The following is a 19,904-nucleotide window of genomic DNA, read 5'->3' as shown; positions in this document are numbered from 1 at the left end:
CAATGAAAGGATCTGATCCAATGCAGCCAAAACAGGCCCCCATCCTCACGGTGGACCGGGCGGACACCCTGCTTCCCTTTCTGCTCTCCCACCAAAAGGGGAAGAGCCGCAACAACATCAAAGCGCTGCTCACCCGGGGGCAGGTGCTGGTGGATGGGCAGGCAGTCACCCGTCACGACCATCCCCTCGTCCCCGGCCAGACCGTGTCTCTGCGTCCCCGTCTGCAGGGCGGCGATCTGCCCTTCCCCCTGCTCTACGAGGATGCGGATCTGCTGGCCATCGACAAGCCCGCGGGGCTGCTCTCCACCGCCAACGAGCGGGAGCAGGAGCGCACCGCCTTCCGTGCGGTGTCCGACTGGCTGCGGGACCGCGGGGAGGGCCGCGCCTTTCTGGTCCACCGGCTGGACCGGGACACCTCCGGCGTGCTCCTCTTCGCCAAGTCGGAGGCGGTGCAGCAGCGCTTTCAAAACGAATGGAACACGCTCATCCGCCGCCGGGGGTACCGCGCGGTGGTCGAGGGCGCGCCGCCCGAGCCGGCCGGCACCATCCGCACCCAGCTGCGGGAAAATCGGATCCACAAGGTCTATTCGGTCCGCTCCGGCGGCAAGACCGCCGTCACGCATTACCAGGTGGAGCGCCTGGGAGCGGACTACGCCCTGCTGGCCGTAGCGATCGATACCGGGCGCAAAAACCAGATCCGGGTCCACTTCAGCGAACTGGGCTGCCCCGTGGCCGGGGACAAGGTGTACGGCGCGGCCACCGATCCGCTGGGCCGCCTGTGCCTGCACGCCCACGAGCTGTCCTTTGCACACCCGGTCACCGGGGCGGAGCTGCTGCTGCGCTCCGAGACCCCCAGGGGCTTTTCCCGGCTGGTTCGCTAGGGCTGCCGTTCCGCCAGCCCCAGGCAGGTCCGGATGCCCGCCCGCAGCTCTACCAGCTCCGGATAGCCATAAAAAAAGTCCAGCTTTTGCTCCCACACGCTGCCGCCGCCCTGCCGGGGCCAGAGCACGAAATAGGTAAAGCTCTCGGCAATATCCTCCGAGGGATCGGTAGCGGCGTAGTCGGTCACGAAGTCGTCCTCGTGCCGCAGGAAAAAGCGATCGCTCTCCGGGTTGGCCCGGCGGTCGTCCAGGTAATCGCTCCAGAAGGCCTGATAGAAGTCGTCCAGATAGGAGCCGGGGACCGCCGCCATTCCCTCCTCATTGTAGGTGTCGGCGGTCTGAGCCGCGGTATAGGTCACCTGACCGGCGTTGAGGGTCAGGTAGTGGGTATACTCGTGGAGCACCGTCTCGGTAAACCAGTCCCCGTCTCCCGCGTCCGCAGGGTCCACCGCGATCTCCCAGCGCTCCCCCGCGCCGTCCAGCGCCGCCACATAGGCCAGGGTCTCGTCCGCCCCGTCGGTAAAGACGGTGAAGCGGGAAAACGCCGCCCAGCTTCCCTCCGGCAGAAGGCCGCGCATTTGCGCCCAGAGCGCCTCGTATTCCACCTCCCGATCGCCGTCCGGCCGGAACGGGCTTTCCGGGTCGGGCCGGAGGGTCTCATCCTCCTGGATCCAATACTCCGCCAACACCCGCTCGGCGGGGCTGTCGGAGTCCCAGCCGCCGCCGTCGCCCAGATATCGGGCGGTATAGCGCTCGTAAAGCCGGTTGAGCTGCGCCACCAGCCGCGCCTCCTCCCCCTCCGGCTGCCAGCCGCCGGAGGCTTGGCGGGCCTGACGCAGCGGGATGATGCGCTCCAGCAAAGCAACCACCCGCTCCTCCTCCCGCTCCGAGACCCGTTCTGCCAGCCGGCCAAGCTGGGCCCGGGCCAGATGCAGGGCCTCGGTATGCGCCGCGCCGGCGCCCGCCTCAGGCGCTGCGGCGGGTGCGGGAGCGCAGCAGGCCGAGCAGCACAACAGCAAAAACAGGATGCATACCGCCGCTTTTTTCACCCGACCACCTCTTTTCTGGTGGTATTTTACCACGGCTGCGGCGGAAAGAAAAGGGCGTGCCCCGCGTCTTTTCGAGACGCGGGGCACGCCCCCGGCTTTTCACGGATAAGCGGTCCGCCAAAAGCGGAGCACCTGCATATGGGCCGGCTGAGATTTGTGTTTCACGACGGGCACACCGCCGTGAAACGGCAGCAAACCTTCGTTTGCCGCTCCGGCCGCGGACTTCTGCGAGGCGGACGATAACGAGGCGGCGGGCCGCCTGTATCTTCCGTCACAGCTTGAGCGTCCAGCCGAAGGGATCGGAGACCGTGCCCCACTGGATACCGGTCAGGGTGTCGTACAGCTTCCGGGTCAGCGCGCCGATCTGTCCGCCGTTGACCGTTACGTGACGCTCGCCCCAGCCCATCTCGCCGATGGGGGAGACGACGGCGGCGGTGCCGGAGCCGAAGGCCTCCTCCAGCCGCCCCGCCTCGGCGGCGTCGAAGAGCTCCTCGGCGGTGATGAGGCGCTCCTCCACCGGAACGCCCCAGCTCTTGAGCAGCTCGATGCAGGATTTGCGGGTGATGCCCGGCAGGACGGAGCCGGTGAGCGCTGGGGTGATCACCGTGCCGCCGATCTTGAACAGCACGTTCATGGAGCCCACTTCCTCGATATACCTGCGGTGCACGCCGTCCAGCCAAAGCACCTGGGCATACCCCTGCTCCTCGGCCCGCTCTCCGGCCCGGATGGAGGCGGCATAGTTGCCGCCGCATTTGGTGTACCCGGTCCCGCCCCGGACGGCGCGGACATCCTGGTTCTCCACATAGATGCGCACGGGGTTGATGCCCTCTTTGTAGTAAGCGCCCACCGGGCAGGTGATGATGCAGAAAATATAGTCATGCGCCGCATGTACGCCCAGGCTGGGAGTAGTGGCGATGACAAAGGGGCGGATGTACAGGGACGTGCCCGGCTTGGCAGGCACCCAGCGCTCCTCCACGCGCACCAGCTGCTCGATGGCGGCAAGGGTATCTTCCTCCGGCAGCTGCGGGATGCACATCCGCTCGCAGGAGGAGTTGATGCGCCGGACGTTCTCCATGGGGCGGAACAGCTGCACGCCACCGTCCGGGCTGCGGTAGGCCTTCAGTCCCTCAAAGACCTCCTGCGCGTAATGAAACACCATGGCGGAGGGCTCCAGGGCCAGCGGCGCGTAGGGGACGATGCGCCCGTCGTGCCAGCCCTGCCCGGCGGTGTAATCCATCAAAAACATGTGGTCGGTAAAGGTCTTGCCGAACACCAGCATGTCCGGGTCGGGCAGCGGTTTGAGCGCCGCGGCGCGCTGGACGGGGTATTCCTTCATAAAAAGCGGCCTCCTTATCAAATGCTCTTTGTGCCCTTCAGTATGGCAGTCACCGGAGCAAAAGAATGTAAAGCGTGATACAAATTGGATAAAAGTTATTGTACCACACGCGGAGTTGGGGCGCAAGCGGACTTGTTTTTAACTTTTGAGTTTGGTATAATAAAATACCTTTATTGTTGAGTCCCGCGTCATGGGAGGTGTCTCATGCGAAAAAACAAGCTGTCCCATCTGCTGGAGCCCAGCCTCCGGCTGTATTTCCTATGCCTTCTGGTCTTTGCGGGCGTCACCGCCCTGTTCAGCCGCCCCGCCGCCCTGGCGGAACTGGCGGTGGTGCTGGTGCTCTACCTTTACTTCCGCCGCAGCAACGCCCACCGGCAGAAAGAGATCATCCAGTATATTGAAAGCGTCACCTGCAATATGGACACGGCCACCAAGGACACCATGGTCAACGCCCCCCTGCCCATGGTCATCTTCCGGCCGGAGAACGACGAGGTCATCTGGTCCAACGACCGCTTTCTGCAGATCACCGGCGAGCGCGAGCACCTGTTTGACACCAAGCTCACCGCCGCCGTACCCGACTTTTCCTCCCGCTGGCTCATGGAGGGCAAGACCGAGTGTCCCACCGAGGTGTTGCTGGGGGAGCGGCGCTTCCAGGTCTTCGGCCATCTGGTGCGCACGGAGGATTCCGGCGCCCGGGGATATCTGGCCACCACCTACTGGGTGGACGTGACCGATCTGGCCGACGTGCGGGACCTGTATTATGCCGCCCGTCCTGTGGCGGCCATCCTGATGCTGGACAACTATGAGGAGCTGATGAAGGGCATCCCGGACAACGCCCGCTCGGCCCTGCGCAGCGAGATCGACCAGCGTCTGGACCAGTGGGCGGCCCCCGCCCAGGGCCTGTTCTGCCGGTACGACCGGGACCGCTACCTCTTCCTTTTCGAGGAGCATTTCCTGGCCCAGTTTCAGGAGGGCAAGTTCTCGGTGCTGGACGCAGTCCATGAGGTGGTCAGCCCCAACGGCCTGCCCGCCACGGTGTCCATCGGCATCGGCCGGGACGCGGATACCCTGGAGGAGCTGTTCCAGTACGCCTCTTTGTCGGTGGAGATGGCCCTCTCCCGCGGCGGCGACCAGGCGGTCATCAAGAACAAGTTTAATTTTGAGTTTTACGGCGGGCGCACCAAGGAGCTGGAGAAGCGCACCAAGGTCAAGAGCCGGGTCATGGCCAACGCCCTGGGCGAGCTGGTGGCCGACGCCTCCCGGGTATTCGTCATGGGCCACAAATTTCCGGATCTGGACTGCATCGGCGCGGCCGCCGGCGTGTGCGCCATCGCCCGGAAAAAGGGCGCCCCGGTGAACATTGTCAAGGAGGCGGGCCAAAACCCCGCCAGCGAGATGATGGAGAAGCTCTCCCAGCTGCCGGAATACCAGGGCGTGTTTCTCTCCGTGCAGGACGCCATCCTGGCGGCCGACGTCAACGCCCTGTTGGTGGTGGTGGACACCAACCGCCCCGAGCAGGTGGTCAGTCAGGACCTGCTGGAGGCCTGCAACAAGGTGGCGGTCATTGACCATCACCGCCGGGCCGCCACCTATATCGCCAACGCCGCCCTGAACTTCCACGAGCCCTACGCCTCCTCCGCCAGCGAACTGGTCACCGAGCTGCTGCAGTACCTGCTGGAAAGCGCGGACCTGCGCAAGGCCGAGGCCGAGGCGCTGCTGGCCGGGATCACCCTGGATACCAAACAGTTCACCATGCGTACCGGCAGCCGCACCTTCGAGGCGGCCGCCTTCCTCCGCCGCTCCGGCGCGGATACCGGGGACGTGAAAAAGCTCTTCCAGAACGATCTGGAGGGCACCATCGCCCGGTACGACATCATCCAAAACGCCCGTATGTACCGCAACGACATCGCCGTGGCCCGGGTCGACCACCCGGTGGGCCGCATCACCGCCGCCCAGGCCGCCGACGAGCTGCTGAATATTTCCGGGATCGACACCTCTTTTGTCCTCTTCCCCGACGGCGAGGGGCGTGTGATCCTCTCCGCCCGGAGCATGGGGGATGTAAACGTGCAGGTGATCCTGGAAAAACTGGGGGGCGGCGGCAACGCCGCCACCGCCGGCGCCCAGGTGCCCGGCAAGAGCGTGGATGAGGTCACCAAGGACCTGCTGCGCGCCATCGACCAATACTTGGAGGAGGAATAGGCCCCGCCTGTTCCCTGTCCGTCAGAGGAGAATGGTTATGAAACGGCTGTTTCCCGCCGTGCCGGCCCTGCTGCTGTGCCTGACCCTGGCCGCCTGCGCCGCGCCCACGCCCACGCCTACGCCTACGCCCACGCCCACGCCCATCCCTGCGCTGGAGCCGCCTCTTTCAGACAGTACGAAGGCGCAGCCGGTCCCCGACTTTCTGGATACGGACCAGCAGGCGCTGTTTCTCCACGCATTTGAGGCGGCCAATTTCCTGATGGGCTGCGAGACCTCCTACGTGGACCGTTTCCCTTTTGACGACGGCAGCATGCCGGACCTGGACCATTGCCAGACCGTGGAGCTGGGCGGCGATCTCTATGTGATCTCCGTAGGCCGCTATGCCCGCTGGGCGGACTTTAAGGCCATGATGGACGCTCTGTTCACGTCCGAATACCAGGAGGAGCTGCTCTACTTCACCCGCGCCCACGGCACGCCACAGCCTCTTTTTACCTCCACTGAGGATGGCAGGCTGTGCTATCTCGACGCCTCCCGGGGCAGCAGCCTGGAGTACGGCTGGTCCGGGACACCCGACTCCTACCAGTTGGTGCGTCGGACCGAGGACGAAATCGTGTTCGACCTGATCGTCCACTACGCCGTCCTGGCGGAGGCGCCGGAGGGCGCGGAGGAACCTTTGATCGTTACCGGTGAAACCGCCGAAGCATACCCCATCCGCATGGAGCGTACCGAAGACGGCTGGCGCGTCGCGGAAATTCATCTCCCCTATTAAATGATGACAGTTCCAGAAAGGAAGGACGATAACATGAAAGTAATTTTACAGCAGGACGTGAAGGGCCAGGGCAAAAAGGGCCAGATGATCGAGGCCAGCGACGGCTATGCCCGCAATTTCCTCCTGCCCCGAAAGCTGGCCGTGCCGGCCACCGCGGAGAATGTGAACACCATGAAGATGCAGGAGAAGGCGAGAATGGCCCAGCAGGCCGCCGAAAAGGCGGAGGCCGAGGCCGTGGCCGCCAGGCTTGAGCAGCTGAGCGTGAAGGTGGTCGCCAAGGGCGGCAACGGCGGGCGGCTGTTCGGCGCGGTGACCTCCAAGGAGATCGCCGACGCCCTGAGCGCCCAGCACGGCATCAGCATTCCGAAAACCAAGATCGTCCAGGATGAGCCCATCAAGGCCTTCGGCGGCTATACGCTCAAGGTGAAGCTGGGCTACGAGGTCACCGGCACCCTGAAGGTGGTCGTGGCCGAGAACTAACGCGCGTTCGGGGGGCGTTTCCCCCGGACGGGAAGGCGGCCGCCTGCATTCAGGCGCGCCGCCGCGCGCTGCGGCGAAGCCGGTTCGCCCGCGCGCAAACAGCAACGGGAAGCGGGTGGAACACATGGCAACCGAAGAGGAGCTTTTGTCGCGGCAGATGCCCCACAGCGTGGAGGCCGAGCAAAGCGTGCTGGGCGCCATGCTCATTGACGCCCGCTGCGTGCCGGAGGTCATCGAAGCCCTGAAAAGCGAGGACTTCTATCTGCGGCAGAACCGGGAGATCTATGAGACCATCTATTCCATGTTCAATTTCTCCCAGACCATCGACCCGGTGACGGTGCTGGAGCACATGCGCCTGAACGGGGTATATGACGAAAACACCTCCCGCAACTATATTCTCCAGCTGATGGAGATCACGCCTACGGCGGCCAACGTAAAGGAGTATGCCGCCATCGTCAAGGACAAGTCCCTGCTGCGGCGCATCGCCGAGACCGCGGGAGACCTGACCGCCATGATCCAGGAGGGCACCGGCACCGCCCGCGAGGTGCTGGAGGCCGCCGAGCAGCGCATCTACGCCATCCGGCAGGGCCGCTCCGCCCAGGGCCTGGAGCACATTTCCAGCGTCATCCTCAACGTGTACGAGCGCCTCAACGAGCTGGCCGCCAGCGAACAGGCGGTCCCCGGCCTGTCCACCGGCCTGCCCGACGTGGACGCGGCCATCTCCGGTCTGAACAAATCCGACCTGATCCTGCTGGCCGCCCGCCCCGGCATGGGCAAGACCTCCTTCGCCCTGAACATCCTGCTGCACGCGGGCAAGTTCTCCGGCAAAACCGTGGTCTTTTTTTCGCTGGAAATGAGCCGGGAGCAGCTGGCCATGCGCCTGATCTCCGGCGAGAGCTTTGTGGACAACAAGCGCCTGGTGACGGGCAAGCTCAGCGAGGACGACTGGACCAAGATCGCCGCCGCCTCCGCCGCCCTGAACCAGACCCAGATCCTCATCGACGACAACCCCGCCCTCTCGGTGGCGGACATGAATGCCAAGTGCCGCCGGGTGGATAATCTGGGGCTGGTGGTCATAGACTACCTCCAGCTTATGACCTCCGCCGGCGGGCCGGGCCGCAGCGGCGATAACCGCCAGCAGATTGTCTCCGATATCTCCCGCGCCCTGAAAATCATGGCCAAGGAGCTCAACGTGCCGGTGCTCTGCCTGTCCCAGCTCTCCCGCGCCAACGAGGCCCGCTCCGACAAGCGCCCCATGCTTTCCGACCTGCGGGAATCCGGCGCCATCGAGCAGGACGCGGATATCGTCATGTTCCTCTATCGGGAGGATTATTACAACGAGGACAGCGAAAATCACAATCTGGCGGAGTGCATCATTGCCAAAAACCGCCACGGCGAGACCGGTAAGGTGGAGCTGCAGTGGCTGCCCGAGTATACCACCTTTTCCTCCCTTGACCGAAGGCACGAGGAATACTGACGTCCCGCGCCCGCCGTTCCCCCTCTTCGTTGTCCCGCCTGGGCGGGACAACGGAAGAACTGGGTGCTGCGCAGGCCCGCCCTCCAGCGCTTCCCCGCTTGCCCTGCGGGGCGGTTTCCCCTGTGTTTTTCCGCACGTCCAATCCATTTATTTCCGCCCCCGGCGGAAACTTTGCGAGGCGCGCTATGCTGCAAAAGGTGCTCTCTCTCTCGATGGAATACGATATGCTCCCCCGGGGCGGACGGGTCTTGTGCGCCGTGTCCGGCGGGGCGGACTCCATGTGCCTGCTCCACCTGCTGGGAGAGCTAGCAAAGCCCGGCGGCTTTACCATTGCGGCCGCCCACTTCCACCACCACCTGCGGGGCGCGGAATCCGACCGGGACGCGGCCTTTGTGGCCCAGTGGTGCGCAGCGCGCGACATCCTTTTCGTGATGGGCGAGGGAGATGTGAACGCGCAGGCTCAGAGCCGCGGTCTGGGTGTGGAGGAGACCGCCCGGCAGCTGCGCTATGATTTTCTCCGCCAAAGCGCCGAGGCTCTGGACTGTACGCGCATCGCCACCGCCCATAATGCCGACGACAATTTGGAGACCCTGCTGCTCCATCTGGTGCGGGGCGCCGGGCTGCATGGGCTGTCCGGCATCCCGCCCCGCCGCGACGGGATCGTGCGCCCCCTGCTCGCCTGCTCCCGGGCGGAGGTGCTCTCCTACCTGGCCGAGCACGGCATCCCCCATGTGGAGGACAGCTCCAATTCCGATGAGGCCTATGCCCGCAACCGCCTGCGCCATCAGGTGGTGCCGGTGCTGCGGGACCTGAATCCCCGCCTGAGCGAGGGCGTGGCCGCCACCATGGCCCTGCTGCGCGCCGACAACGACTATCTCAACGCCCAGGCCGCGCTGGTCTGCGCCAACGCCCGCTGGGCGGAGGACGACCTGGTCATCGAAGCCCGCCTGATCGCCGAGCTTCCCCCCGCCATCGCCCCCCGGGCGGTGCGGCGGCTGCTGGAGATGCTGGGGGACGGCAATACCAACTGTTCCTCCGCCCACCTGAACGCCGTAGTGGAGCTGGCCCGGGGGAGCGATCCCTCCGCCGTGGTCTTCCTGCCCGGCGGCAAGCTGGCCCAGCGGGTCTACCGGGAACTGCTGCTGACCCGTTCGTCCGATCCCCTGCCCCCCTTCCTTCCCGCGCCCCTGGTGCTGGACGGGGAGACCCTCCTGGAGGGCACCCCATGGCGGGTGCGCTGTCGCTCGCTCCCCTGTCCGGACGAGAGCGAACGCCTTCCCGGCGCGGTCTACCTGGACCGGGACAAGGTGGACGGTGTGCTGCTGCTGCGGCCCCGGCAGACCGGAGACGAGATCGCCCTGCCCCGGCGGGGGGGCACCAAGACGTTGAAAAAGCTGTTTATCGACGAAAAAGTCCCCCGACGGGAGCGGGAACATATCCCCGTCCTGGCCGACCGGGCCGGGGTGGCGGCGGTGGCGGGCTTTGGGGCCGACCAGCGCCGTCTGGCCCAGACCGGGGGGCGCGCCTATGAACTGCTATTTTGGAAGAAAGAGTGAGCGAGATGGAACAGATACTGGACAAAGATGTGGAACGGGTGCTGTTTTCCCAGGAGGAGCTGGCACGCCGGGTGAGCGAAATCGCCGCCGAGATCGACCGGGACTACGCCGGAAAAGAGCCGCTGCTGGTCAGCGTGCTGCGGGGGTCCTTCGTTTTTATGGCCGATCTGGTGCGGCAGATCCACCTGCCCTGCACGGTGGACTTTATGGCAGTCTCCTCCTACGGGGCAGGCACCGCCAGCTCCGGCCAGGTGAAGATCGTCAAGGACCTGTCCGAGCACATCGAGGGCAAGGACGTGATCGTGGTGGAGGATATTCTGGACAGCGGCAACACGCTGAGCTACCTGCTTCAGATCCTCCAGGCCCGCCGCCCCGCCTCGGTACGGCTGTGCACCCTGCTGGATAAGCCCTCCCGCCGCACCAAGCCGGTGGAGCTGCACTACGCGGGCTTCTCCATCCCCGACTACTTCGTGGTGGGTTACGGCCTGGATTATGCCGAAAAGTACCGCAACCTGCCTTACATAGGAGTGCTCAAGCCCTGTGTATACGAAAAATGACCGGGGCCAGGCCGGTTTTTAGCGCGCTGATTCAGCCCGGAAAGGACGTGTCCGCTGTTTGAAACGCAAAGGAAGCATGCGCGACGTGGGCTTTTATCTGCTCATCGCCGTGATCCTCTTGATGACCATCTTTGCCCTGCGCGGGGGGCTGGACGGCAGCGTCCAGACCTCTTACGGGGAGATCCGCCGCCTGCTGGAGCAGGAGCTGGTGACCCAGGTCCAGGTGGAGGACAATACCGTCACCCTCTGGCTCAAGGAGCCGGTCAACGGCCAGTCCACCATTACCTATGATGTGGCAAACCCCGACTGGTTCTACAACGACTTCAACGACCTGATCGTGCAGCAGGTGCACCGGGGCGTGATCACCGACTATAACTATCCCCAGGGCTTTGTGGCCCCGGCGTGGATGTCCTTTGTCCCCTGGATCGTGATCCTGGTGGTCTTCGGCCTGCTTTGGTACTTTGCCATCCTCCGCCAGAACGGCGGCGGGGGCGCCGGCGGGGACAAGACCGCCCGCTTTGGCCGTGCCCGCACCCGCACCGGGGCGGATGAACAGAAGAAGGTCACCTTTGACGACGTGGCCGGCGCGGAGGAGGAGAAGGGCGAGCTCCAGGAGATCGTGGAGTTCCTCAAGGACCCCAAGCGCTTTTTGGAGCTGGGCGCCCGCATCCCCAAGGGCGTGCTTTTGGTGGGCCCGCCGGGCACCGGCAAGACCCTGCTGGCCAAGGCCGTGGCCGGGGAGGCGGGGGTCCACTTCCTGTCCATCTCCGGTTCCGACTTTGTGGAGCTCTACGTGGGCGTGGGCGCCTCCCGCGTCCGGGACCTGTTCGACCAGGCCAAGAAGAACGCCCCCGCCATCGTCTTCATCGACGAGATCGACGCGGTGGGCCGCCAGCGGGGCGCGGGCCTGGGCGGCGGCCACGACGAGCGGGAGCAGACCCTCAACCAGCTGCTGGTGGAGATGGACGGCTTCGGCAACAACGAGGGCGTAGTGGTCATGGCGGCTACCAACCGGCAGGACATCCTGGACCCTGCCCTGCTGCGCCCCGGCCGGTTCGACCGGCAGGTGTATGTGGGCTATCCGGACATCAAGGGCCGGGAGGCCATTTTGAAGGTCCACGCCCGCAACAAGCCCCTGGCGGAGGACGTGGATCTGGCGGAGCTGGCCAAGGCCACCGGCGGCTTTACCGGCGCGGACCTGGAGAACCTGATGAACGAGGCCGCCCTGCTGGCCGCCCGGCGTCAGGAGCGTTTTATCCGCATGCAGGATCTGCACGAGGCGGTGATCAAGGTCATTGCCGGGCCGGAGAAGAAGAGCCGGGTGGTCATCGAGCGGGAGCGCAGGCTCACCGCCTATCATGAGGCGGGTCACGCCATCGTCATCCACGCTCTGGAGACCCAGGACCCGGTCCATCAGATCACCATCATCCCCCGGGGCATGGCGGGGGGCATGACCATCTCCCTGCCCCGGGAAGATGTGAGCTTCCAGTCCCGTCAGGCGCTCACAGAGCGCATCGCCGTCTGCCTGGGCGGCCGGGCCGCAGAGGAACTGGCCCTGGGCGACATCTCCACCGGCGCGGGCAACGACCTGCAAAAAGCCACCTCCATCGCCCGCAACATGGTCACCCGCTACGGCATGAGCGAGCGGGTGGGCAACGTGGTCTTCGACTCCGGCCACGACGAGATCTTCATCGGCCGTTCCATGGCTCAGGCCAAGAACTACTCGGAGGAAGTGGCCGCCCTCATCGACGAGGAGGTCAAGGCCCTCATCGACGGGGCCTACGCCCGCTGCAAGGAGATCCTCACCGGACAGCGGGACGCGCTGGATTTCGTGGCCGACTACCTGCTGCAGTACGAAACTATGGATGCCGCCGCCTTCGCGCTGGTGTTCACCGACCGTGCCGCCGTCCAGCCCCCCAAGGCCTTCCAGCCGGCGGCGCAGGAGGGAAAGGAGCCCCGGGATGAGCTGCCTCATTGATACCCTTCTGGGCGACATCACCCGGGTAGCGGCCGACGCCATCGTCAACGCCGCCAACTGCTCCCTGCTGGGCGGCGGCGGTGTGGACGGCGCCATCCATGCCGCCGCGGGGCCTGGCCTTCTGGCCGAGTGCCGCACCCTGAACGGCTGCGAGACCGGGCAGGCCAAGCTGACGCGGGGCTATGATCTGCCTGCCCGATACGTCATCCACACGCCCGGCCCTATCTGGCGCGGTGGGGTCTGCCGGGAGGCGGAACTGCTGGCCTCCTGCTACCGCAGCTGCATGGCGCTGGCCGGTCGGTACGGCTGTAAAAGCGTGGCCTTCCCTTCGATTTCCACCGGCGTGTATCGCTTCCCGCTGGAGCAGGCGGCCCCGATCGCCGTGGCCACGGTGCGGGACTGTCTGGCGGCAGGCTCCTGTGTGGAGCACGTCACCTTCGTCTGCTTCAGCCAGCCGGTCAAGGACGCCTACGACCGGGCGCTGGGCGCGTGTTGATATGGTAAGGAAGTCTTTTGCCGCCGCCGCGCTTGTGTTCCTGGCGTTTGCCGGGTTGCTGTATTTCAATACCGACGTCGGCACGCACAGGGCGTCGCTCTGACCTGCAGCCGCCGGCTTTCAGGCTGCTCCGTATCCGTTTGAACACAAAGGCTTCCTGTCAGTCGTAAGGCCGGGCAGGAAGCTTTTGCTGTTGTATGGGCCCCGCCGTTTGGACGGTACTTTGTAAGAAAAGTTTAACACACAGACCGCCCCGGCTCTGTTATAATGCCAGGGCAACCGCATCGAAAGGAGGGCAAGCGCATGCCTGTCGCACCCCCGCGGCCCCGCAGAAAGCAGCGGCGCAGCCCCGGGCTTTTCCCCATCCTGCTGGTCCTGGTGGCGGGATTGGCGGTGATCAAGTGGATCGACCCCTTTGCGTCCAGACGCTTCCCTGCCCCGGCGACCCCCGACTGGATCACGGCCGACCTGCTTCCGGTGAACCCCTATTCCCGGCCGGGGGAGCCGCTGGAGACGGTAAACGGCGTGGTGGTCCATTATGTGGGCAATCCCGGCACCACCGCGGCGCAGAACCACAGTTATTTCGAAGGCCTGGCCCAGACCGGCGAGACCTATGCCAGCAGTCATTTTTTGATCGGCCTGGACGGCGAGATCCTCCTGAACGTCCCGCTGGATGAGATCGCCTACTGCTCCAACGACCGCAATGAGGACACCATCTCCATCGAATGCTGCCACCCGGACGGCACGGGCGCGTTTACCCCTGAGACCTACGACGCGCTGGTGAGGCTGGTGCGCTGGCTCATGGAGTACTATCAGCTGGAGCCCTCACAGATCCTGCGGCACTACGATGTGACCGGCAAGGCCTGCCCGCTGTACTTTGTGGACCACCCGGACGCCTGGGAGCGGTTTTTGGCCGATGTGTCCCCCGCGGAAGAATAGTCCACTTTATCGTACATATGCTCCGTTATACTGTACTCACAACGAGACAGAAAGGAGCGCTGACCCATGGATTACGAGATCCGATTCGTGTACGGACATGTGGAGGTCTACGATCAGGCGGGCCGCTTCCGGTTCTCCGCCGACTCCGAGCGGGAGGCGCTGGAGGAACTGGAAAACGACGCGGCGTAGCAGCCTATGGCGGCACGCCGCAACACGCAAAAACGGGCGGCCTGTGGCCGCCCGTTTTCTGAAGCCGCCCGTTTTTCCCCGCGCCCGCTCTGCCCTAGTCCGGGATGTACGCCCGGATGCGCAGCTTCACGCCCAGATCCCGGGTGATCCGGCGGCAGCGCTCGACCGCCTCCGGCGTCTGATCCTTGTCCACAATGGTCATCACTACGTTGGGCACGTACTCCTTGGCCTTCCCGGCAAAATCCAGCATGGCGTGCCAGGCTTTCTCCCCGTCCCTGGGACGGGTCACGGCGCAATACTCCTCCGGCGTGGAGCCGTTGAGGGAGATGGAGAGCGTATCAATGCGCCCCTGGAGCCGCGGCGTCACGTCCTGTCCCAGGATCAGGTTGGCATGGCCGTTGGTGTTGATCCGTACGGGGGGCAGACCGCTCACCCGCTTTTTCAGCTCGTCCACCAGCCAGACGATATCCTCCGTGCGGTACATGGGTTCCCCAAAGCCGCAGAAGACCAGCTCACGGTATTTGGTGAGCTCCCGCGCCAGCAGGTCCTCCAGCGCCTCCTCCCGGCTGGGCTCATGCTCCAGCCACAGATCGTCGGCATAGATGCTCCCCTTGTGCCCGTTGTGCCGCAGGCAGAACACGCAGGAGCAGTCGCAGCGGTTGGTCAGGTTCACGTACAGCGCGCCCTCATACTCATAAGAAATGGTCTGCATCCCTTACCCCTCCCTGATTCCAAAAAATCGTTTTCCATTTTCCAGCGTGATCCGGAGGACCTCCTCCGGCGAAATGCCCCTCAGCTGGGCCACCTTCTCGGCGCAGCGCGCGATCATGGCGGAGTCGCACCGCTGTCCCCGGTAGGGCTCCGGAGCCATATAGGGGGCGTCGGTCTCCAGCATCAGCCGCTCCAGCGGCATCCACGCCGCCACCTCCGGCGCCCGCCTGGCGTTGTGGAAGGTGAGGCTGCCTGTGAAGGAGAGCATCCAGCCCCGCTCCAGCAGCACCCTGGCGTCCTCCAGGCTGCCGGAGTAGCAGTGGAACACCCCCCGGGCGTTGGGGTGGGCCCGCACCAGGTCCAGACAGTCCCTGTGGGCGTCCCGGTCATGGACGATGACGGGCAGATCCAGCTCCTCCGCCAGGGAGAGCTGGGCGTCGAAAAAGTCCCGGGAGCGCTTGCGCGCCTCGGGCGTTTTGACCCAGTAATAATCCAGGCCGACCTCCCCCACCGCCACCACTCTGGGGTGGGCGCACAGGGCCTTCACCCCGTCCAGCTCCGCCAGGGCGACCCCCTCCAGATTTTCCGGGTGGATGCCCGCCGCGGCATAGAGGTAGTCATAGCGCTCGGCCAGCGACACACAGGCGCGGGAGGAGCCCAGGTCGCAGCCGGGACAGACCACCAGCGCCACGCCACGCCCGGGCAGCGCGGACAGCAGCGCGTCCCGGTCGGCGTCAAAGGCCTCGTCGTAATAGTGGGCGTGGGTATCAAAGATCATGGGCGTTTCCTCGTTTCCAACGGCGTCTTTCGGGCGGCCGGCCGCCGCCGTTTTTTCTTCCGCTCTATCATACTCCATCCGGCGCAAAGCTGCAAGTCCATCTCACGCGGCCCGGTTGACAACGGCGGGGGCCTGTGGTATCATAGCCCTCAGATCACGGGAATGAGGTTCTCCCGGGGCCGCAAGGCCCGAACCGCCGTCCGGCTGATGACTTCTGCACGTTTTGCAGGGGGCATTGGCTTTTTTTCTGCCCTCTGGAAGGGATGGAACCAAAATGCTGACCAGTATCGCACTGCTCTGGCTGCTGGGCATGGCCCTGGGAGCCGCGGCCCGGAAGCTGCACCTGCCCGCCCTGGTGGGGATGCTCCTGGCGGGGATCCTGCTGGGCCCCTTCGGGGCGGACCTGCTCTCGCCCGCCCTGCTGAGCGTCTCCGCCGACCTGCGGCGGCTGGCGCTGATCCTCATCCTGCTCCGGGCCGGACTGTCGCTGGACCTGGGGAGCCTGCGGCGCTCCGGCCGGAGCGCCGTGCTCCTGTGCTTTCTGCCCGCCGCCTGCGAGGTGCTGGGCATGGTCCTGCTGGCCCCCCGGCTGCTGGGGGTGTCCGTATTGGACGCCGCCATCCTGGGCGCGGTGGTGGGGGCGGTATCCCCCGCCGTCATCGTGCCCCGGATGCTCGACCTGATGGAGGCGGGCTACGGGACGGAGCAGGGCATCCCGCAGATGGTATTGGCGGGGGCGTCGGTGGACGACGTATTCGTGGTGGTCCTCTTTTCTTCCTTCACCGGTATGGCCTCCGGCGGACGCTTTTCCCCGGCCGCTCTGGCCGGGGTGCCGGTCTCCATCCTGCTGGGGGCGGCCCTGGGCCTGGGCCTGGGCGGCCTGCTGGCCCGCTTTTTTGCCCGTTTCCCGCTGCGGGATTCCGCGAAAGCCATCCTTCTGCTCGCCCTGTCCATTTTGCTGACGGCCCTGGAGGACCGTCTGGGCAGCCGGGTACCCTTCTCCGGCCTGCTGGCGGTGCTGGGGACCGGGTTGGGCCTGTACCGCCGGCAGCCGGCGGCGGCCCAGCGGCTGGCCGCCAAATTCGGCAGGCTCTGGGTAGCCGCGGAGATATTGCTGTTTGCCCTGGTGGGCGCGCAGCTGAACCTGGAGTATGCCGCCGCTTCCGGCCGGGCGGCGGTGCTCCTGGTGCTGGGCGCCCTCTGCTTCCGGGCGCTCGGGGTGCTGCTGTGTATGGCGGGCGGCCCGCTGAATCCGAAGGAGCGGCTCTTTGCCGTGCTGGCCTACCTGCCCAAAGCCACCGTGCAGGCCGCTATCGGCGGGGTTCCGCTGGCCATGGGGCTCTCCTGCGGGCAGGTCGTGCTGACGGTAGCGGTGATCGCGATCCTGCTCACCGCGCCGCTGGGCGCCTTCGCCATCGACGTAAGCTATCGCCGCCTGCTGCGGCGGGCCGGCTGATCCCCGTCACAGAAGCCCATGCACAAAGCCTCAGGCGGAGCGTCCCTTTGGACGCTCCGCCTGAGGCTGTTTCTTGGTTTTGGTCCGGGGCCGCTCCCCGTTCAGCACAGGCCGTAGCCGGCGGGGACCTGGTCGTCCAGCATCAGCAGATGGAGCTTCTCGCTCCCATCCGGCTCTTCCTTTACCGCGGAGATGAGCATGCCGTTGGACTCCAGCCCCATCATCTTCCGGGGCGCCAGATTGGTGCAGGCCACCACGGTCTTGCCCACCAGTTCCTCAGGCTCATAGTATTCGTGGATGCCGGAGAGGATCTGCCGGGGCGCCGCTTCGCCGCAGTCCAGCGTAAAGCGCAGCAGCTTCTTGCTCTTCTTCACCGCCTCGCAGGCGAGGACCTTGGCGGTGACAAACCGCACCTTGCTAAAATCGTCGATGGTGATATACTCCGGGGCCGTTTCTTCCGCGGGAGCGGCGGCCTTGGTAGCTTCTTCCAACTCCTTCAGCTCCTTTTCCAGGTCGATGCGGGGGAACAGGTTCTCCCCCTTGGCAATGGGCGCGTCCGGGGGCAGCAGGCCCCACCGGGCGGCGGAGTCCCAGGTACACGCCTCCGGGGCCGCGCCGATCTGTGCGAAGATCTTTGCGCAGGTCTCGGGCATGAAAGGGGTCAGGAGGATGGCGGAGATACGCACGCACTCCAGCAGGTTGTATAGCACCCGGGCCAGGCGGGGGCGCTGCGCCTCCTCCCGGGCCAGCACCCAGGGCTTGTTCTCGTCGATATACTTGTTGGCCCGGCCAATGAGCTTGAAGACTTCCGCCAGACCGTTCTGGAAGGCGTAGTGTTCCATCTGCCCTTCGTAGGCGTCCCGCAGTCCCCGGGCCATGGCCTCCAGTTCGCCGTCCAGGGCGGGGTCGGCCTCCTGCTCCCCGGGCAGGGTGGGCCCGAAGTACTTGCCCACCATGGCGGTGGTGCGGCTGACCAGATTGCCCAGGTCGTTGGCCAGGTCGGTGTTGATGCGGCCGATGAGGGCCTCGTTGGAGAAGTTGCCGTCGGCGCCGAAGGGGAACTCCCGCAGCAGGAAGTAGCGCAGGGCGTCCACCCCGTAGCGCTCGGAGAGCAGGTAGGGATCCACCACATTGCCCTTGGACTTGCTCATCTTGCCGCCGTCCAGCAGCAGCCAGCCGTGGCCGTATACCTTTTGGGGCAACGGCAGGTCCAGCGCCATCAGCAGGGCGGGCCAGATGATGGAGTGGAAGCGCACGATCTCCTTGCCCACAAAGTGTACGTCGGCGGGCCAGAAGTCGTCATAGTCGTCGTACTTGGCGTTCTCATAGCCCAGGGCGTTGATATAGTTGGTCAGGGCGTCCACCCACACGTACACCACGTGCTTGGGGTCAAAGCTGACGGGGATGCCCCAGGTGAAGGAGGTGCGGGAGACGCACAGGTCCTCCAGGCCCGGGTCGATAAAGTTGTTGACCATCTCGTTGACCCGGCTGCGGGGCTCCAGAAAGTCGGTGTTCACCAGCAGGTCACGCACCCGGTCGGCGTACTTGGACAGGCGGAAGAAATAGGCCTCCTCCTCCGCGTCCCTGACCGCACGCCCGCAGTCGGGGCACTTGCCGTCCACCAGCTGAGTCTCGGTCCAGAATGCCTCGCAGTCGGTGCAGTACTTGCCCACATACTTGCCCTTGTAGATATCGCCCTGGTCGTAGAGCTGCTTGAAGATCTTCTGTACCGACTCCACATGGTAGTCGTCGGTGGTGCGGATGAAGCGGGTGTTGGAGATGTTCATCAGCTTCCACAGATCCAGCACGCCCCGGGGACCCTTGACGATGTTGTCCACATACTGCTGGGGGGTAACGCCGGCGGCCTTGGCCTTCTGCTCGATCTTCTGGCCGTGCTCGTCGGTGCCCGTGAGGAACATCACCTCATAGCCCTGCAGGCGCTTGTAGCGGGCCATGGCGTCGGCGGCCACGGTACAGTAGGCGTGGCCGATGTGCAGCTTGTCCGAAGGGTAATAGATCGGGGTGGTGATATAAAATGTCTTACGGTTCATCAGGCGTTTCCTCCGTTTCTTCCTCTTCTGCGGCTTTTTCCGCCTCCGGCGGGTCCATAGGCGCTCCCGGCCGCCGGGCCGCATTGTGCAGCAGGACCGCGGTGGATGAGAGCAGATAGACAACGGCAAAGCCGTACAGCAGCGTGGTCGCCGGGTCGTGGCCGTCCGCCAGGGTGACCAGGGAGAAATAGACCCCCAGCAGGGAGAACAGGACGGCCCGGAAGGGCTTGCCCCGTTCGAAGGAGAACCCGGCGTTGAAGTACAGCCCCAGCAGAACGGCAATGATCGCAAACAGCTCGTAGATATAATCCAGCTGCACCGGGTCCCCGGCCCGCACCTGATAGGCGGCGATGAGCCACACGCAGCCGGTATAGGCGGGCATGAGCAGGGTAAAGTTGTACTTGCCCTTTCCCTCGCCCCGGAAATTGTTCCGGGTGGTGGCGACCACGCAGGCGAAGGACGCCACGCACAGCGCCGCCAGGATCAGCCGGGTGACCACCGTGTTCTCCCGGCGCAGGAAGGAGAGCACCATCCCGCCCGCCGCCGCCAGCAGCAGGAAGGCGGAGAGGATCATGGCCGTGGCGTACAGGGTGTTCCCCTTGGCCTGGAAGGCCTGATCGTACCCGCCGGCAAAATCGGGGTACTTGCCGCGGCACAGGAGCACCAGCGCTGCGGCCAGGGCTGCGGACAGGGCGATCAGGGCCCAGGTTGCGGGCGAGCCGGGGATGTGCAGGCCGGTGTCCGGCTCGAAGGCCGTGGCCAGCTCCCACCGCCGCAGCAGAAAACCCGCCGCGCCCACCGCCACAGTGGCCGCGGGCAGAACGATCTCTTTTCGCATGGAATTGTCAGCATCCTTTCGGGATGGATTCGGACGCGCGCCGTCTTTTCGCTCGCCCCCAGGGGACAAAAAATGGGCGGAACCGAACGGATCACAGCCGCTATGCGGCTATTATACCACTGTTTTCCGGAAAGCGCACGGAAATTCTGGCGCTCCCTGAAAAC

General features: G+C 65.2%; 18 protein-coding genes and 1 riboswitch. Of the genes, 12 read left to right on the top strand and 6 right to left on the bottom strand.

The features are described from left to right. The first annotated feature begins 20 nt into the window (after nucleotides 1–20). Nucleotides 21–881 carry an RluA family pseudouridine synthase gene (locus tag H8S57_RS03270; protein WP_186906653.1) on the top strand — a complete coding sequence of 287 codons (861 nt, stop codon included), beginning with the start codon at nucleotides 21–23 and terminating at the stop codon, nucleotides 879–881. Here H8S57_RS03270 and H8S57_RS03265 read toward each other — a convergent pair. Next, a complete protein-coding gene (locus tag H8S57_RS03265; RefSeq protein ID WP_186906652.1) occupies nucleotides 878–1,930 on the bottom strand; it encodes a zinc-binding metallopeptidase in 1,053 nt (350 codons plus the stop codon). The two genes, H8S57_RS03270 and H8S57_RS03265, sit on opposite strands and share 4 nt — an antisense overlap. Nucleotides 1,931–2,201: 271 nt before the next feature. Beyond that, nucleotides 2,202–3,266, bottom strand: a complete 1,065-nt coding sequence (locus tag H8S57_RS03260; protein WP_186906651.1) for a branched-chain amino acid aminotransferase — start codon at nucleotides 3,264–3,266, stop codon at nucleotides 2,202–2,204. Nucleotides 3,267–3,470: 204 nt separating this feature from the next. Between H8S57_RS03260 and H8S57_RS03255 the strand changes: the two genes are divergently transcribed. The 10 genes from H8S57_RS03255 to H8S57_RS17650 all read left to right on the top strand — a co-directional run bounded on the left by H8S57_RS03255 (nucleotide 3,471) and on the right by H8S57_RS17650 (nucleotide 13,906). After that, nucleotides 3,471–5,465 (top strand): DHH family phosphoesterase, encoded by a 1,995-nt coding sequence (locus tag H8S57_RS03255; protein WP_186906650.1) that lies wholly within the window; start codon nucleotides 3,471–3,473, stop codon nucleotides 5,463–5,465. A 37-nt stretch (nucleotides 5,466–5,502) separates the two neighbouring features. Next, on the top strand, nucleotides 5,503–6,234 hold the full coding sequence (locus H8S57_RS03250) for a hypothetical protein (protein WP_186906649.1): 732 nt from the start codon (nucleotides 5,503–5,505) through the stop codon (nucleotides 6,232–6,234). 33 nt (nucleotides 6,235–6,267) lie between these two features. Further along, entirely contained in the window at nucleotides 6,268–6,714 is a 447-nt protein-coding gene (rplI, locus tag H8S57_RS03245) for a 50S ribosomal protein L9 (RefSeq protein WP_186906648.1), read from the top strand. Nucleotides 6,715–6,838: 124 nt separating this feature from the next. Then, on the top strand, nucleotides 6,839–8,191 hold the full coding sequence (gene dnaB, locus H8S57_RS03240; protein WP_186906647.1) for a replicative DNA helicase: 1,353 nt from the start codon (nucleotides 6,839–6,841) through the stop codon (nucleotides 8,189–8,191). 185 nt (nucleotides 8,192–8,376) lie between these two features. Next, complete coding sequence (tilS, locus tag H8S57_RS03235; RefSeq protein ID WP_186906646.1) at nucleotides 8,377–9,747, top strand: tRNA lysidine(34) synthetase TilS; 1,371 nt, start codon at nucleotides 8,377–8,379, stop codon at nucleotides 9,745–9,747. A gap of 5 nt (nucleotides 9,748–9,752) precedes the next feature. Next, nucleotides 9,753–10,304, top strand: a complete 552-nt coding sequence (hpt, locus tag H8S57_RS03230) for a hypoxanthine phosphoribosyltransferase (protein WP_186906645.1) — start codon at nucleotides 9,753–9,755, stop codon at nucleotides 10,302–10,304. A gap of 76 nt (nucleotides 10,305–10,380) precedes the next feature. Then, nucleotides 10,381–12,282, top strand: coding sequence for an ATP-dependent zinc metalloprotease FtsH (ftsH, locus tag H8S57_RS03225; protein WP_186906817.1), 1,902 nt, complete (start codon nucleotides 10,381–10,383; stop codon nucleotides 12,280–12,282). Beyond that, complete coding sequence (locus tag H8S57_RS03220; protein ID WP_186906644.1) at nucleotides 12,266–12,778, top strand: O-acetyl-ADP-ribose deacetylase; 513 nt, start codon at nucleotides 12,266–12,268, stop codon at nucleotides 12,776–12,778. The genes ftsH and H8S57_RS03220 overlap by 17 nt, the downstream gene beginning before the upstream one ends. A gap of 303 nt (nucleotides 12,779–13,081) precedes the next feature. Then, nucleotides 13,082–13,717: a peptidoglycan recognition protein family protein gene (locus tag H8S57_RS03215; protein WP_186906643.1), complete on the top strand. Its 636-nt coding sequence runs from the start codon at nucleotides 13,082–13,084 to the stop codon at nucleotides 13,715–13,717. 66 nt (nucleotides 13,718–13,783) lie between these two features. Further along, nucleotides 13,784–13,906, top strand: a complete 123-nt coding sequence (locus tag H8S57_RS17650) for a hypothetical protein (RefSeq protein ID WP_256176476.1) — start codon at nucleotides 13,784–13,786, stop codon at nucleotides 13,904–13,906. A 94-nt stretch (nucleotides 13,907–14,000) separates the two neighbouring features. On the opposite strand, the gene H8S57_RS03210 is transcribed toward H8S57_RS17650, so the two are convergent. Together H8S57_RS03210 and H8S57_RS03205 are read right to left on the bottom strand one after the other, a co-directional pair. Next, a complete protein-coding gene (locus H8S57_RS03210) occupies nucleotides 14,001–14,618 on the bottom strand; it encodes a TatD family nuclease-associated radical SAM protein (protein ID WP_186906642.1) in 618 nt (205 codons plus the stop codon). 3 nt (nucleotides 14,619–14,621) lie between these two features. Next, on the bottom strand, nucleotides 14,622–15,473 hold the full coding sequence (locus H8S57_RS03205) for a TatD family hydrolase (RefSeq protein WP_369807591.1): 852 nt from the start codon (nucleotides 15,471–15,473) through the stop codon (nucleotides 14,622–14,624). Between the two features lie 71 nt (nucleotides 15,474–15,544). Next, a riboswitch (Fluoride riboswitch) is annotated at nucleotides 15,545–15,619 on the top strand. 50 nt (nucleotides 15,620–15,669) lie between these two features. Here H8S57_RS03205 and H8S57_RS03200 point away from each other — a divergent pair. Then, a complete protein-coding gene (locus H8S57_RS03200) occupies nucleotides 15,670–16,851 on the top strand; it encodes a cation:proton antiporter domain-containing protein (protein WP_186906641.1) in 1,182 nt (393 codons plus the stop codon). A gap of 101 nt (nucleotides 16,852–16,952) precedes the next feature. On the opposite strand, the gene metG is transcribed toward H8S57_RS03200, so the two are convergent. Further along, nucleotides 16,953–18,902, bottom strand: a complete 1,950-nt coding sequence (gene metG, locus H8S57_RS03195) for a methionine--tRNA ligase (protein WP_186906640.1) — start codon at nucleotides 18,900–18,902, stop codon at nucleotides 16,953–16,955. Continuing rightward, a complete protein-coding gene (locus H8S57_RS03190) occupies nucleotides 18,892–19,740 on the bottom strand; it encodes a hypothetical protein (protein ID WP_186906639.1) in 849 nt (282 codons plus the stop codon). The genes metG and H8S57_RS03190 overlap by 11 nt, the downstream gene beginning before the upstream one ends. Nucleotides 19,741–19,904 lie beyond the last annotated feature (164 nt).

This window comes from Lawsonibacter hominis (assembly GCF_014287895.1).
Taxonomy (GTDB): domain Bacteria; phylum Bacillota; class Clostridia; order Oscillospirales; family Oscillospiraceae; genus Lawsonibacter_A; species Lawsonibacter_A hominis.
The sequence above is the reverse complement of the archived record's forward strand: the minus strand, read 5'-3'. Positions and strand labels throughout refer to the sequence as shown.